Origin of the sequence: Phenylobacterium sp. (genome assembly GCF_004299445.1) — a bacterium.
Classification (GTDB): domain Bacteria; phylum Pseudomonadota; class Alphaproteobacteria; order Caulobacterales; family Caulobacteraceae; genus Phenylobacterium.
Window position 1 is genome coordinate 43071 of the sequence record NZ_SCTC01000043.1, and the last position, 13657, is coordinate 56727.

Annotated in this window: 14 protein-coding genes; 8 read left to right on the forward strand and 6 right to left on the reverse strand. The window is 69.5% G+C overall.

Annotated elements, in window-relative coordinates:
• Positions 1-8 precede the first annotated feature (8 nt).
• Complete coding sequence (locus EPN98_RS11665) at positions 9-1604, reverse strand: NAD(P)/FAD-dependent oxidoreductase (protein ID WP_293362872.1); 1596 nt, start codon at positions 1602-1604, stop codon at positions 9-11.
• A gap of 214 nt (positions 1605-1818) precedes the next feature.
• On the opposite strand from EPN98_RS11665, the gene nhaA reads away from it, so the two are divergent.
• The gene (gene nhaA / locus EPN98_RS11670; protein WP_293362873.1) at positions 1819-3006 is read left to right on the forward strand and encodes a Na+/H+ antiporter NhaA; all 1188 of its coding nucleotides are present in this window, start codon (positions 1819-1821) and stop codon (positions 3004-3006) included.
• Positions 3007-3034: 28 nt separating this feature from the next.
• Here nhaA and EPN98_RS11675 read toward each other — a convergent pair whose 3' ends face one another.
• The 4 genes from EPN98_RS11675 to EPN98_RS11690 are packed head-to-tail and all read right to left on the reverse strand — an operon-like array spanning position 3035 to position 5149.
• Positions 3035-3736: an MIP/aquaporin family protein gene (locus tag EPN98_RS11675; RefSeq protein WP_293362874.1), complete on the reverse strand. Its 702-nt coding sequence runs from the start codon at positions 3734-3736 to the stop codon at positions 3035-3037.
• A complete protein-coding gene (locus tag EPN98_RS11680; RefSeq protein ID WP_293362875.1) occupies positions 3733-4254 on the reverse strand; it encodes an arsenate reductase ArsC in 522 nt (173 codons plus the stop codon). The genes EPN98_RS11675 and EPN98_RS11680 overlap by 4 nt, the downstream gene beginning before the upstream one ends.
• 11 nt (positions 4255-4265) lie before the next feature.
• Positions 4266-4619, reverse strand: coding sequence for a metalloregulator ArsR/SmtB family transcription factor (locus EPN98_RS11685; RefSeq protein WP_293362876.1), 354 nt, complete (start codon positions 4617-4619; stop codon positions 4266-4268).
• A gap of 47 nt (positions 4620-4666) precedes the next feature.
• Positions 4667-5149: an ArsI/CadI family heavy metal resistance metalloenzyme gene (locus tag EPN98_RS11690; protein WP_293362877.1), complete on the reverse strand. Its 483-nt coding sequence runs from the start codon at positions 5147-5149 to the stop codon at positions 4667-4669.
• 142 nt (positions 5150-5291) lie between these two features.
• On the opposite strand from EPN98_RS11690, the gene EPN98_RS11695 reads away from it, so the two are divergent.
• The 4 genes from EPN98_RS11695 to EPN98_RS11710 all read left to right on the forward strand — a co-directional run bounded on the left by EPN98_RS11695 (position 5292) and on the right by EPN98_RS11710 (position 8923).
• Positions 5292-6305 (forward strand): transglutaminase family protein, encoded by a 1014-nt coding sequence (locus EPN98_RS11695; protein ID WP_293362878.1) that lies wholly within the window; start codon positions 5292-5294, stop codon positions 6303-6305.
• Positions 6306-6411: 106 nt separating this feature from the next.
• Positions 6412-7017 (forward strand): DUF6134 family protein, encoded by a 606-nt coding sequence (locus EPN98_RS11700; protein WP_293362879.1) that lies wholly within the window; start codon positions 6412-6414, stop codon positions 7015-7017.
• On the forward strand, positions 7017-7643 hold the full coding sequence (locus EPN98_RS11705) for a cation transporter (RefSeq protein ID WP_293362880.1): 627 nt from the start codon (positions 7017-7019) through the stop codon (positions 7641-7643). The genes EPN98_RS11700 and EPN98_RS11705 overlap by 1 nt, the downstream gene beginning before the upstream one ends.
• A gap of 122 nt (positions 7644-7765) precedes the next feature.
• Positions 7766-8923, forward strand: a complete 1158-nt coding sequence (locus tag EPN98_RS11710) for a hypothetical protein (protein WP_293362881.1) — start codon at positions 7766-7768, stop codon at positions 8921-8923.
• Here EPN98_RS11710 and EPN98_RS11715 read toward each other — a convergent pair.
• Positions 8887-9342, reverse strand: a complete 456-nt coding sequence (locus EPN98_RS11715) for a hypothetical protein (protein WP_293362882.1) — start codon at positions 9340-9342, stop codon at positions 8887-8889. The two genes, EPN98_RS11710 and EPN98_RS11715, sit on opposite strands and share 37 nt — an antisense overlap.
• Positions 9343-9590: 248 nt before the next feature.
• Here EPN98_RS11715 and EPN98_RS11720 point away from each other — a divergent pair, with 248 nt between their 5' ends.
• The 3 genes from EPN98_RS11720 (at position 9591) to EPN98_RS11730 (ending at position 13655) form a co-directional block, all read left to right on the forward strand.
• Positions 9591-10913: an MFS transporter gene (locus EPN98_RS11720; RefSeq protein ID WP_293362883.1), complete on the forward strand. Its 1323-nt coding sequence runs from the start codon at positions 9591-9593 to the stop codon at positions 10911-10913.
• A gap of 79 nt (positions 10914-10992) precedes the next feature.
• On the forward strand, positions 10993-12489 hold the full coding sequence (locus tag EPN98_RS11725) for an ATPase domain-containing protein (protein WP_293362884.1): 1497 nt from the start codon (positions 10993-10995) through the stop codon (positions 12487-12489).
• Positions 12486-13655 (forward strand): HWE histidine kinase domain-containing protein, encoded by a 1170-nt coding sequence (locus EPN98_RS11730; protein WP_293362885.1) that lies wholly within the window; start codon positions 12486-12488, stop codon positions 13653-13655. The genes EPN98_RS11725 and EPN98_RS11730 overlap by 4 nt, the downstream gene beginning before the upstream one ends.
• The last annotated feature ends 2 nt before the right edge of the window (positions 13656-13657 follow it).

Consider the following 13657-nt stretch of genomic DNA (forward strand, 5'->3'; position numbering starts at 1 on the left):
AGGGCTGGTCAGAACTTCCGGCGTCGCGCGTCCTTCAGCATCTCGGCCGCCGCGTTATGGCCAGGAGCGCCGGTGACGCCGCCTCCGGGGTGCGTGCCCGCGCCGCACAGGTAGAGGCCGCGGATGGGGCTGCGGTAGTCGCCGGCCCCCAGGACCGGACGGGCCGAGAACAGCTGATCCAGGCTGAGGCGGCCGTGCATGATGTCGCCGTTCACGAGGCCGAAGGTGCGCTCGAGGTCCAGAGGCGACAGCACCTGGCGACCCAGCACCGACTTCGCAAATCCGGGGGCATGCCGGTCGACCGTGGCGATCATCAGGTCGGCGACCTCGTCGCGATGGTCGTCCCAGGATCGGCCGCCGGGCAGGTCATGCGCGACGTGCTGGCAGAACAGGCTGGCCACATGCCGGCCGGCCGGGGCGAGGCTGTCGTCCAGCGTGGACGGAATCAACATCTCCACGATGGGTTCCCTCGACCAGCCGTGGGCGCGGGCGTCGTCGTAGGCGCGCTCCATGTAGGCGAGCGAGGGCGCGATGATGATGCCGGCGGTCAGATGGTCGCCGGGTTCGGGCTTGACCGTGAAGCGGGGGAGTTCGCTTAGCGCCACGTTCATGCGGAAGGTGCCCGAGCCGGAGCGGTAGCGGGCGACGCGTTCCTGGAAGTCGGCCGGCAGGACGGCCGGCGCCATCAGCTTCCCGAAGGTGAGCTGGGGGTGCAGGTTGGAGACCACCGCACGCGCTTTCAGCGTCTCGCCCGAGGCGGTGACCACGCCCGTGGCCCGGCCCTTCTCGGTGAGGATCTCAGCCACGGCGACGTCCGTCCGGAGATCGACCCCGCGCTCACGGCAGCAGGCGGCCATCGCCTGAGTTATCGCCCCCATGCCGCCGATGGCGTGGCCCCAGGCGCCCTTCTTGCCGTTCACCTCGCCGAACACGTGGTGCAGCAGGACGTAGGCCGAGCCCGGCGTGTAGGGGCTGGCGAAGTTGCCGACGACGCCGTCGAAGCCGTAGGCCGCCTTGATCGGCGCGCTCTCGAACCAGCCGTCGAGCCAGTCGCCGGCCGACTGCGAGAACAGGGCCAGGAGGTCGCGCTTGGCGGTGAGGTCCAGCTTGGACAGCTTGCGGCCAAGAACGGCGCTCTTCAGCAACTCGGGCAGCGCCTGGGCGAAGCCCCCCTCGACCAGGTTGGGCGGCGTGACGAGGACCAGCTCGCGCAGCACGTCGGCGATACGGTCCAGGCGGTCCCAGTAGGCGGGCAGCCGCTCAGCGTCCGCCCTCGAGAACCGCGCGGTCTCGGCCTGGGTGATGCCGTCGCCGACGCTGAAGTGGTCGCCGTCGAGGGGCAGGAAGTTGGACACCTTGCGCTCGACCACCTTCAGGCCGTGGCGGCGCAGGTCCAGGTCGGCGATCACCCGCGGGTTCAAGAGCGAGACGGTGTAGCTGGCCACGGAGTTGCGGAAGCCAGGGTGGAATTCCTCGGTCACCGCCGCGCCGCCCAGAACGCCGCGACGCTCCAGCACCGTCACCTTCAGCCCGGCCTTGGCCAGGTAGGCCGCGCAGGTGAGTCCATTGTGGCCCCCGCCGACCACGATCACATCGGTTGTCATGGCCGCCGGATGACACGGCGGCGGGCGGCGGGCAACTGGGGGCCGGTTTCGCTTGCCCGTCGGGCGGTCCGCGATATCCTGGCGACAGGTATCGGGTCGCACATCGCGACCGGGCTGGCGCCGCCGCAGCGAATCCAGGCTGTCGCAGCGAATCCAGTCAGGCGTCCGTCGATAACCTGGCGCCACGACCGCTAACCCCAACCGGGAGGCCGCCGTGGCGCGCAAACTCACGTTCGAATTCCTCCGCACCGAGGCTGCATCGGCCGGCGTGCTCGCGGCGGCCGCCGTGGCCGCGCTGATCGTGGCGAACTCGCCGCTGGCGGGGGACTACTTCGCCCTGCTGAAGAGCAAGCATGCCCTCGCCCTGGGCCCCCTGTCGCTGACTCTGTCGGTGTCGGACTGGATCAAGGAAGGGCTGATGTCGCTGTTCTTCCTTGTCGTCGGCCTGGAGATCAAGCACGAGATCCTGCGGGGCGAACTGAGCGATCCGCGCAAGCTGGCCACGCCAGTGATCGCCGCGCTCGGCGGGATGATCGGGCCGGTCGTGGTCTACCTGACCCTGTCGGGCGTCCTGGGCGCGCCCCATGCCGGCTGGCCGATCCCGGTCGCCACCGACATCGCCTTCGCCCTGGGCGTCCTGGCGCTGGTGGGTCGGGGACTGCCCCCGTCCCTGCGGATCTTCCTGCTGACCCTCGCCATCGTCGACGACCTCGGGGCCATCGTGCTGATCGGCGCCCTCTACAGCGGCGGGACCGACTGGACGATGGCCGGGGCGGCGGCGGGAATGCTGGCCGCCATCGCGCTGGCGGCCCGCCTGGGCAAGATGCCGTCGCCGTTCTGGATCATCGGATTTGCGGCCATCTGGTGGTGCACCGTCCTGTCGGGATTGAGCACCTCGCTGGCCGCCGTCGCGTTCGCCGTCATCGTGCCCCTGAAGCCCCGGCGCGAGGATCACCAGAGCCCCCTGCAGGAAGCCATGCACGACCTGCACCCCTACAACGCCTTCCTCGTGCTGCCGCTTTTCGCCTTCGCCAAGGCGGGGGTTTCGATGGCCGGGCTGGGGATGGAGCAGGCGCTGGCCCCGCTGGTCATCGCCATCGCCCTGGGGCTGTTCCTGGGGAAGCAGACCGGCGTGCTGGGCGCCGTGTGGCTGGTCACGAAGCTGAGGCTGGGCGAGCGGCCCGCCGGCGCCACCTGGCTCGAGCTCTACGGCGTGAGCCTGCTGTGCGGCATCGGGTTCACCATGAGCCTGTTCATCGGGGCGCTGGCGTTTCCCGGCCAAGCCACCGACCTGCAGACCGAGGTCAAGCTGGGCGTGCTCGGCGGCAGCGTGCTGTCGGCCATCGCCGCCGCGGTCGTACTGACCTTCGCGCGCCGGGCCAAGGCGGCGGTGCCGGCGTAGGCTGGCTAGAGTCCCGTGGTCGCAGCGGTCAATCCGCGAAGAGCGCCCGGGCCGTGAACGTCGCTGCGACGGCGCCCGCGAGCTGGGCGGCGATGAAGGCGGGGGCGGACGACGGGTCGATGCCGGCAAAGGTGTCGGAAAGGCTGCGAGCTACCGTCACCGCCGGATTGGCGAAGGACGTCGAGGCGGTGAACCAGTAGGCGGCGGTGATGTAGAGGCCGACGGCGACGGGGGTGAAGTCCGGGCGGAAACGGATCGTCCCGAGGATCGTCAGGACCAGGCCGAAGGTGGCCAAGGCCTCGGAGAAGGCCTGAGCCGGACCGTCGCGCAGCTTGGTCGACACCTGCAGGATCGGCTCTGCGAACATCACGTGGGCCGCGTAGACGCCCGCGATGGCGCCGGCGACCTGGGCGGCGAGATAGGCCGCCGCGAGCCCCCAGCCGATCTCGCGGCGCAGCGCGAACACGAGGGTGACCGCGGGGTTGAAGTGGGCGCCCGACAGCGGCCCGAAGATGGTGATCAGCACCACCAGCGCTGCGCCCGTGGCCAGGGTGTTGCCCAGCAGCGCGATGGCGACGTTTCCGCCGGCCAGCGTTTCGCCCATGATCCCGGAGCCCACGACCACCGCCAGAAGCAGCGCCGTGCCCAGCGCCTCGGCGGCGAGGCGGCGGGCGGGACCGAAGGGTTCGCGCGGCGGCTCCAGGCTGGCCGCAGTGTCGTCTGGCGTCATCCGGCAGGCTGGGTCTGCGCGCCGCCGATCTCGTCCAGCTGCTTCTGGAGCGACATCCGGTCGAGCTTGGCGAGAGGCAGGTTCACGAAGAGCGAAATCCGGTCGCTAAGCCTCCGATAGGTGTCGGCGAACGCCAGGGCGATCTCCGCCTCGTTGCCCGTGGCGCGCGCCGGATCGGGCATGCCCCAGTGCGCGGTCACCGGATGGCCCGGCCACCAGGGGCAGACCTCGCCGGCGGCGTCGTCACAGACGGTGAAGATGAAGTCGAGCTCGGGCGCGTCCGGGTTGGTCTCGCGCGAGAACTCGTCCCACGACTTGGAGCGGAAGCCGCTGGTGTCGTGATTGAACGTCTGCAGCAGCGCCAGCGCGTTGGGATTGACCTGGCCCGTCGGGAACGAGCCGGCCGACCAGGCGCGGAAGCGGCCGGCGCCCAGCTGGTTCATAAGCGCCTCGGCGATGATCGAGCGGCAGGAGTTGCCGGTGCACAGGAAGAGGACGTTGTAGGGTCGATCGTTCATCGTCGTCTCTGTCAGCAGCGAGCGCCTTCGGCGGCGCACCCGGCGCTGGCCTGGGCCGCCAGCGGCGCGCAAATCTCGGGCTTGCCGGCGCAGCAGTCCTCCATGAGGAAGGCCAGCAGGCCGCGCATCTGTTCGTAGGCGGCGCGATAGATGATCGAGCGTCCGTCGCGGCGCGAGACGATCAGGCCGGCGTTCGACAGGATCGTCAGGTTGGCCGAGAGGCTGCTCTGCGGACTGCCGGTGGTCCGCGCGATCTCGCCGGCGGCCATCCCGTCGGGCCCCGCCTGAACGAGCAGGCGGAACACGTCGAGACGACCGGGATGGGCGAGCGCGCCGAGACCGCGGATCGCTTCTTCTTTTTCCATTGTTCTGGAATATCAGAACAATTGAGTCGCAGCCCAGAGCTTTTGTGTCAGCAGCAGGCGCTGGCGGTGGCCGGGACCGACTCGGCCTTCGGGGCCGGGGCGCCGCAGCAGGCGGCCGCTGGCTTCTGGGCCTCGAGCGCCGCCAGAGCATCGCTTGCGCCGTAGGTGGTCGCCTCGCCGAACGTATAGAACGTTTCCCAGCGCAGGCCGGCCGGATCGGCGACCCAGCTCTTGTCCGACTGGGCGTAGCAGCAGGTGGTGGCTTCCTCGTCGAAGGTCTGGGCGCCGGCGGCCTTCAGGCGGCCCGCAAGCTCGGCAAGCTCGGCGTTCGAATCCACCTGGATGCCCACGTGGTCGAGGCCCGCGGCGCGGTCGCGCTGCGAGATGGCGAAGTTCACCTTCGGGTCGTCGAGCATCCACTTGGCGTAGTCGTCCTTCACCACCGTGGGCTTCGCCCCGAAAAGGGTCTCGTAGAACTGGATCGACTGGTCGAGGTCGGGGACGCTGACGTGCAGATGGAGGCGCTTCATGGTGTTGGGCTCCGGTTTCGAACTGTATCCATTCTATATTTCTAGAAGTTTGGAATAGTCAAGAGGCGCCGAGCGCGCGCCGCCGGTGAACCTGGGCTGACGACGAAGCGGAACAACGCGGCTCGTCGGCCATTCCGCGTGCATGGCCCGGCTCGCGATCCGACACGAAACCTTCTACGGCTACGACCGACCGGTCTCGTTCGGCCTGCACCGGCTGCTGGTGCGGCCGCGCGACAGCCATGCGATCCGGGTGGCCGACGCCGTGCTGACCGTCTCGCCGCCCGGCGAGACGCGGTGGGTCTACGACGCCCTGGGCAACTCGGTTTGCCGCTTCACGCCTCAGGGCCAGTCGAGCGGGCTTTCGATCGTCAGCGAACTGGTGATCGAGCGGTTCCCAGCCCAGCTGTCGGACGTGCGCATCGAGGATCCGCAGACGGCCACGCCCATCGTCTATGCGCCGACCGACCGCGCGGTCCTGGCCCCCTTCCTCGATCCGGTCACCGAGGACGCCAACGGCGACTTGCTGAAGTGGCTCCGCAACCTGGTGGGCAGCCCGTACGAGCCTGCACTGGATTCGCTGATGCGGCTGAACCAGTACATCCACAACACCTTCGAGTACGAGCCCCGCGACATGGGCGCGGCCCAGGACCCCGCCCACACCGTGCGCATGGGCTCGGGCACGTGCCGCGACTTCGCCTGGCTGATGGTCGAGTCGCTGCGCCGGCTGGGCTACGCGGCGCGGTTCGTGACAGGCTATCTCTATTGCCCGGCGAATTCGGGGATGCGCGGCGCCGGCGCCACGCATGCGTGGTGCGAGGCCTTCCTGCCCGATCTGGGGTGGACCGAATTCGACCCGACCAACGCGCTGGTCGAGAGCCCAGACCTGATCCCCGTGGCGGTGGCGCGCACACCGGCCGAGGCCGCGCCGGTGTCGGGCACGATCTATGGCGATCCGGGCGGCGCCTATCTCAGCGTTCACGTGGATGTGCAGGCCGCCGATTCGATTCCCGGAGCAGCTTCGGGCATGAATTTCAGCGGCGAAGACAGATGGAAGGACAGTCGCCATGACTCACGGCTTCCAACAACAGGCCTCCATGCTGGGACTGGCGTTCCCGAAATCGGCCGCCATGCCGCAACACGGGCAGAAGCCCCCTGAGAAGCCCCTGCCCGTCCGCGCGCCGCGCAGCTATAAGCCGCGTCCGGGACATTGATCCGTCCGTAAAGACGGCGAGCCCGAGTTGGCCGCGAAAGAGGATGACAGCATGAGCCTGGTTTTGGGTCGTCGCGAACTGCTGACAGCGGGCGTCGGTCTGCTGGTCCCCAGTGCGGCCCTGGCGGCGCCGCCGCCGCGGCTGGCCTTCGCGGTGTTCCGCAATGGGAACAAGGTGGGCGAGCACGTCATCAATTTCTCGGGCGACGACGATGCGCGCACGCTGACCACCGATGTGAACATGGTGGTCAAGGTCGGACCGGTGCCGGTCTACAAGTACAAGCACACGGCGGTCGAGAAGTGGGCCGGCGGCAAGTTCGTCAGCGTCGACACCACCACCAACGGCAACGGCAAGATCACCAAGGCCTCGGCCCGGGCCATGGGCGGGTACGTCGCGATCACCGGCCCCACCGGCGCCTCCCGCGGGCCGGCCGACGCAGCGCCGCTGAGCCACTGGAACCAGGCCAGCTTCGGACGCCCCCTGTTCAATCAGCAGGAAGGCAAGATGCTGAAGGTCACCTGCACCCGTGTGAAGCCGGGCCACTGGCAGATCCGCGGCGAGGCCGAGATCGACGACTTCTACGACGCGAACGGCAACTGGCTGGCGCTGCGGGGCAAGCTCGAGGACGGCTCGAAGCTGGAATACAAGCGCATCTGATGGCTGGGCCCGAGGCGTCGGACGCCCGGTCCCTATTGCGCCGGGCGGTGGCCTGGGTCGCCATCCTAAACCTGGCCTATTTCGGGGTCGAGTTCGCCGCAGCGCTGGCGATCGGCTCGGTGTCGCTGTTTGCGGACTCGATCGATTTCCTCGAGGACGCCTCGGTCAATCTCCTGATCCTGCTTGCGCTCGGATGGGCCGCGGCGGCTCGGGCGCGGCTGGGCATGGTTCTGGCCGCGATCCTGCTGGCGCCGGGCGTGGCCACCCTGTGGACCGCCTGGGAGAAATTCAACCAGCCCGTGGCGCCTGACCCGGTGGCGCTGTCAGTGACCGGTCTCGGGGCGCTGGCGGTGAACCTGACCTGTGCATTCCTCCTGGCGCGACACCGGGCCTCCGGCGGCAGCCTGACCAGGGCGGCGTTCCTGTCGGCGCGCAACGATGCGTTCGCCAACCTGGCGATCATCGCCGCCGGCCTCGTCACCGCCTTCCTCTGGCGCTCGGCGTGGCCGGACCTGGCGGTGGGCCTTGCCATCGCCGCCATGAACGCTGACGCGGCGCGCGAAGTTTTCCAGGCCGCCCGCGAGGAGCACCGCGCAGCCTTGCCCGGCGACCCTGGCCGTGCCTAACTCGGGCTTATGTGCACCGAGCGCCTGAGGGACTAGCTCCCACCCGTCGAACCTGATGGCCGCCGCCGCGGAACGCGGCGTTGCGCCAGTGTACATGCGCGTGCCCCGGGGGCATCTCTTTCATGAGCTTCTTCTCCAACGCGGCGGTGAACCGCCTCAATCTGCATTCCGGCATCCAGACGCTGGCCCAGGAGGCCGGCGGCATCTTCATCCTCGTCTTCCTGCTGAAGGCCGGCGTGCCGGCGCCGCTGGTGCTGTGTTCGATGGCGGCGATGACCGCCCTTCGCTTCATCCTGCGACCCTTCGTGCTGCCCTTCGCCCGGCGCTTCGGCCTGCGGACGACGCTGGTCCTCGGCACAGCCCTGGAGGCCGCCGTCTTCCCGATCCTGCCGTTTGTGAAGGGCGTGGACGGGGCGTTCCTGGCCATGGTGCTCGTGAGCCCCTTGGGCAGCGTGCTCTACTGGACCTGCTATCACGCCTACTTCGCCGCCGTGGGCGACGCGGAGCACAGGGGCGGTCAGGTCGCGATCCGTACGGCGCTGTTGGCGCTGGTGGGCATCGGAGCGCCGCTTCTGGGCGGATGGGCGCTGTTCCTGGGCGGTCCGTGGCTGGCCTTTCCCGCCGCCGGCATGGTCCAGGTGCTGGCGGCCCTGCCACTGCTGGGTGCGCCGCAGGTGGCCGTGGCCGACGACGCGCCGGGCGGCTTCCGCGCCGCGTGGCTGGGCTCGGCGCTGATGGCGTGCGACGGCGTCTTCGCCGGCGGCTACCACTACGTCTGGCAGGTCGCACTGTTTATCGCCCTGGGGGAGAGCTTCACCGCCTATGGCGGGGCGATGGCGCTCTCCGCTCTGGCGGGGACGGTCTTCACACTCTGGATCGGCAAGCACATCGACGCCGGCAAAGGGCGATCGGCCATTGTCATCGCCTTTGTCGTGGCCGCCGGCGTGCTGGCGCTGCGAGGCGTCAGCCTGGGTTCGCCCTGGCTCGCCGTAACCGCCAATGCGCTTGGGGCGCTGGTGGTGGCGGTTTGGGTCCCGGCCCTGATGGCCCCGATCTACAACCTGGCCAAGGCCTCACCCTGCCCGCTGCGGTTCAGCGTGGCGACCGAGGGCGGCTGGGACATCGGCTGCGGGCTGTCGTGCCTGGCGGGCGCGGCGATCGTGGCGAGCGGAGCGACCTACGCCGCGCCGATCCTGATCGGCCTCGTCGGCGTGACGATGGCGTCGGGGCTGCTGTGGCGGGGCTACGGCGCCTCGGGCCCCACGGCCTTGAGCACATAGGCGTCGAAGGCGGCCCGGGCGGTGGTGAGGCAGCCGTCGACCTGGGCCACCGAGACGATGCCATCGAAGCGGGTGAGATCGGCGTCGGGGCAGACCTTGCCCATGCTGGGCGCGGCGCGGCGGACGCGCGCCGGGGCCACCAGCAGCTTCAGCACCTGGACGCGGCTTTCGTTCACGCTTGCCAACTGGGTGCGGGGCGCACGAACGGGCGACGCCCCGCCGGCCAGCCGGGTCACCTGGCCCGCGGTGTCGACCAGCACGACGCTGCGGCCCTGGGCGATCTGCAGGCTCTCGCCGCTGGCCACCTCGCGGCCGCGCGCGATCGCAGGGTCGGTAGACGAGACGACGACGAAATCAGCGGCGGCGGCGCCGCCGGCAAAGCCGGCGGCCAGCGCCAGGCCGAGGATCAGACTACGCAAGGGCGCCTCCACTGGACCGGCGGCGACTCTGGCGACCGCGCGCCGCCCGTCAAGCGCTTGCCCCGGTCGGGCGACGCCGCGGAAACCGAAAACTTCGTACGGCGAGGGGCGCTCTGGGCGTTGCGCCACCGGCAAATCCCCCTAGCATTGGGACAGGGCGGCCCGCGCGCGGACCGCACCTTCGAAATTTCGCCGCTTTCAGGGAGCCGTGGGGCCGGGCGCAAGAACCCGGCGGTGCGGGCTAAGTTTTGGACGCCAAGATCGAGGAAACCGAAGATGCGGCCCAGGTGGCCGCCGACGACGATCTGGCGGTCCGCGAGGCGGCCTATGAGAAGTTCGTCTGGGACAACCTGAAGCGCAACTACATCGGCAACTACCTGCACGGCATGCTGGGGATGACCGGCTTCCGGCTGGTCAATGCGCCGACCTTCCTGCCGGCCTACCTCCACGCCGTCTCGGGCTCGAACGCCATCGTGGGCCTTGCGCTGGCGCTGCAGCAGCTGGGCGGGGTGATCTCGCCCATCGTCGGCGCCACCAAGATCGAGCACCGCACCAAGGTGATGCCCGCCGCCATCTGGATGGGCAGCCTGGGGCGCCTGGCGATTCTGGGGATGGCGCTGGCTGGCTGGTTTCTGACAGGCCAGGCGCTGGTCGGCGCTCTGCTGTTCTGCATGCTGATGTTCGGCATCTTCATGGGCGCACAGCGGGTGGTGTTCAGCCTGCTGATGTCGAAGGTGATCCCGATCAGCCGGCGGGGCCGGCTGCAGGCCTGGCGCAACGCCACCGGCGGGGCCATCGCCGCCGTGCTGGCGGGCGTCGCAGGAACATACTTCATCCAGCCGAACCTGTTCGGGAACGGCTATTCGACCACCTTCCTGTTCGCCTTCGTGCTGACCAGCTTCGGGCTGTGGGCGCTGCAGCTGCTGCTGAAGGAGCCCGCGCCGCCGACCGTGCGGGCGCAGGCGCGCATCCGCGACCGGCTGAAGGACTTCCCAGCCCTCATCGCCCAGGACAAGGCGTACGGCTTCTTCCTGGTCGTGCAGATGCTGGCCACGTCGGCGCGCATCGCGACGCCGTTCTACATCCTCTACGTCGGCAAGGTGATCGGGGCGGACGGGGCGACGCTGGGGCTGCTGTCGTTCGCCTTCCTCGGGGCGGACACGGCCTCAAACCTGGTCTGGGGTTATCTGGGCGACAAGACCGGCTTCCGGCTGGTGCTGGTGCTGTCGATCATCGGGTGGGTCGCGGCGACGCTCATGCTGCTGAACCTGCACGAGCCCACCTGGATCTTCGCGTCCTTCGCCGTGCTGGGCGCCTCGCTCAGCGGCTACATGATGGCCTCGCAGACCATGATCCTGGAGTTCGGCAACCGCGACGACCTTCCTATGCGCATCGCGGTGTCGGCCACAGCCGAGAGCATCACCGCCACCGCCGGGCCGCTGATCGGCGGCGTTGTGGCCGAGGTCTACGGCTACGACGTGGTGTTCATGGCGTCGCTGGGTTTCCTGGCGGCGGCGCTGCTGATTTTGCTGTCGGCGGTGCGAGAACCCCGCCGCCGCCTCGCGGGCTAGTCGCGGAACCGCAGCGCTGGAGCTGCATTTGGCTTTTCGGGGCAGCGGGGCCGCACAGGCCGTCACACGCCGAGGAGCAATGACCACGACTTCGGAAACGCGCGGCGACGCCAGGACAGGCATCGTCGGGCTCGACGACATTCTTGGCGGCGGGCTCAAGCGAAATCGCGTGTTCCTCTTTGAGGGCAGCCCGGGCACGGGCAAGACCACCGCCGCCCTGAGCTATCTGATGGCCGGCGCGGCGGCGGGCGAGAAGGTGCTGTACGTCACCCTGTCCGAGACCGAAGCCGAGCTGCGCGACACCGCCGCCTCGCACGGCTGGAGCCTGGAAGGCGTCGAGGTCTTCGAGCTGGTTCCGCCCGAGAACCTGCTGGACGAGCACCAGCAGCAGAGCCTGCTCTATTCGTCGGACCTGGAGCTAGGCGAGACGACCCGGATGATCCTGGACGCCGTCGAGCGGGCCGAGCCCAGTCGCGTGGTGATCGACAGCCTTTCCGAAATCCGCCTGCTGGCGCAGGGGTCGTTGCGGTATCGCCGCCAGGTCCTGGCGCTGAAGCACTACTTCGCCAAGCACGGCGCGACGGTGGTGTTGCTGGACGATCTCACGGCCGAGATCTCGGACAAGACAGTGCACAGCGTCGCCCACGGCGTGGTGCGCCTCGAGGAGCTGGCCCCCGAATATGGGGCCGAGCGCCGGCGCGTGCGGGTCACGAAGTACCGGGGCCGCAAGTTCCGGGGCGGGTACCACGACTTCACGATCAAGACCGGCGGTCTGGAGATCTACCCGCGGCTGGTCTCGTCCGAGCACCGGAGCGCGTTCGACCGAACGCCGCTCAGGAGCGGCATCTGCGGCCTGGACGAGCTTCTGGGCGGCGGCCTCGATCGCGGCTCCAGTTGCCTGATCCTGGGCCCGGCCGGCACCGGCAAGTCGCTGATGGCGCTCCACTTCGCCATCTCGGCGATCAAGCGCGGCGAGAAGGCGGCCCTGTTCATCTTCGACGAGGAGCTGGGCCTGCTGTTCCAGCGGGCCAAGGGCCTCGGCTTCGATCTGCAGACGCTCTGCGACAACGGCAGCCTCATGATCCAGCAGGTCGACGCCGCCGAACTGTCGCCCGGCGAATTCACCTCGACGGTGCGGCACTGCGTCAAGGACAAGGGCATCCGCACGGTCGTGGTCGACAGCCTGAACGGCTATCAGGCCGCGATGCCGGAGGAGCACTTCCTGCTGCTCCACATGCACGAGCTGTTGCAGTTCCTGAACCGGCAGGGCGCGACCACCTTCCTGACCGTCGCCCAGCATGGGCTGGTGGGTGAGATGAAGGCGCCGGTGGATGTCACCTACCTGGCCGACACGGTGCTGCTGCTCCGCTACTTCGAGGCCGTGGGCGAGGTGCGTCGGGCGGTGTCGGTGATCAAGAAGCGTTCGGGCCAGCACGAGAAAACGATCCGCGAGTACGAGATCGACCAGACCGGCCTGAAGGTCGGCCCGCCCCTGACCGAGTTCCAGGGCGTCCTGCGCGGCGTGCCCAACTTCGTGGGCCCGGGCTCTGGCCTGCTCGGCGAACGGTCCGCATGACCGCGGCTTCCAGCGCGGGCTCCGAAAGGACAATCGTCCTGGCGCCCATGGGGCGCGACGCCCAGATCGCGGCGGCCATCCTGGGCGAGGCGAAGATCGAGACGGCGATCTGCCCCGACATGGCGTCTCTTTTGCCGGCGGTGAACGCCGGGGCCGGGCTGGCGCTGATCGTGGAGGAGGTTCTGCACGAGCAGGACTACGGCGACTTCGCGCGCTGGGTCGAGGCCCAGCCGGCATGGTCGGACTTTCCGGTGATCGTGCTGGCCCAGCGCGGCGGCGGCATCGAGCGCAACCCGGCCGCCGGCCGGTTCATCCAGGCGCTGGGCAACGTCAGCTTCCTGGAGCGGCCCTTCCATCCGACCACCTTGGTCAGCATCGTCCAGACGGCGCTGCGTGGCCGGCGGCGGCAGTACGAGGCCCGCGAGCGCCTGGACACGCTGCGCGCGGCCGTGCGTCGCCAGCAGCAGGATCAGGCGCACCTGCGGCTCCTGATCAACGAACTGAACCACCGGGTGAAGAACACCCTGGCCACTGTGCAGTCGCTGGTCGCCCAGACCCTGCGCAGCGCCGACGTCTCCACGCGAACCCGCGACGCGCTCACTTCGCGCATCGTGGCGCTGTCGAAGGCGCACGATGTGCTGACCAACGAGCAGTGGGCGGGCGCCGATCTGGCCGAAATCGCCGGCCAGGCGGCGCAGCCGTTCCGGCTGGGCCTGGGCGAGGAACGGATCCTGATGCGCGGTCCCCACGTGCGGGTTCCCCCCAAGACGGCGATCGCCATGGCCCTGGCCCTGCACGAGCTGGCCACGAACGCGGTGAAGTACGGCGCCCTTTCGGCATCGGGGGGTCGGGTCGAGTTCACCTGGCGCCTCTCGGGCCGCGCGGCGTCGCGTGAGCTGATCGCCGTCTGGCGCGAGCTCGACGGACCGCGGGTCAGCCCGCCCACGCGCGCCGGCTTCGGCACCCGGCTCATCGCCCGCGGGCTCGCCGCAGACCTGAATGGCGAGGTCACGATCCACTACCCCGCCGAGGGTGTGGTCTGCACAATCCGCGCCCGGCTGGACGCCGCCGACCTGGACGCCGTCGAGGCCGAGCGTCCGCCCGGCCTGCGCCGTCGCCCCTCGGCGAGCTCCGGGGATCAGGCCGAAACCCCCTCTCCCGCCTAGCC

What these genes read in the sequence shown, in the direction of transcription:
- EPN98_RS11675 (WP_293362874.1), bottom strand. Translation starts at nt 3,736, where the DNA reads ATGACGCCAGACGACACTGCGGCCAGCCTGGAGCCGCCGCGCGAACCC.
- EPN98_RS11710 (WP_293362881.1), top strand. Translation starts at nt 7,766, where the DNA reads ATGAGCTTCTTCTCCAACGCGGCGGTGAACCGCCTCAATCTGCATTCC.
- EPN98_RS11665 (WP_293362872.1), bottom strand. Translation starts at nt 1,604, where the DNA reads ATGACAACCGATGTGATCGTGGTCGGCGGGGGCCACAATGGACTCACC.
- EPN98_RS11700 (WP_293362879.1), top strand. Translation starts at nt 6,412, where the DNA reads ATGAGCCTGGTTTTGGGTCGTCGCGAACTGCTGACAGCGGGCGTCGGT.
- EPN98_RS11695 (WP_293362878.1), top strand. Translation starts at nt 5,292, where the DNA reads ATGGCCCGGCTCGCGATCCGACACGAAACCTTCTACGGCTACGACCGA.
- EPN98_RS11685 (WP_293362876.1), bottom strand. Translation starts at nt 4,619, where the DNA reads ATGGAAAAAGAAGAAGCGATCCGCGGTCTCGGCGCGCTCGCCCATCCC.
- EPN98_RS11705 (WP_293362880.1), top strand. Translation starts at nt 7,017, where the DNA reads ATGGCTGGGCCCGAGGCGTCGGACGCCCGGTCCCTATTGCGCCGGGCG.
- EPN98_RS11725 (WP_293362884.1), top strand. Translation starts at nt 10,993, where the DNA reads ATGACCACGACTTCGGAAACGCGCGGCGACGCCAGGACAGGCATCGTC.
- EPN98_RS11690 (WP_293362877.1), bottom strand. Translation starts at nt 5,149, where the DNA reads ATGAAGCGCCTCCATCTGCACGTCAGCGTCCCCGACCTCGACCAGTCG.
- EPN98_RS11730 (WP_293362885.1), top strand. Translation starts at nt 12,486, where the DNA reads ATGACCGCGGCTTCCAGCGCGGGCTCCGAAAGGACAATCGTCCTGGCG.
- EPN98_RS11680 (WP_293362875.1), bottom strand. Translation starts at nt 4,254, where the DNA reads ATGAACGATCGACCCTACAACGTCCTCTTCCTGTGCACCGGCAACTCC.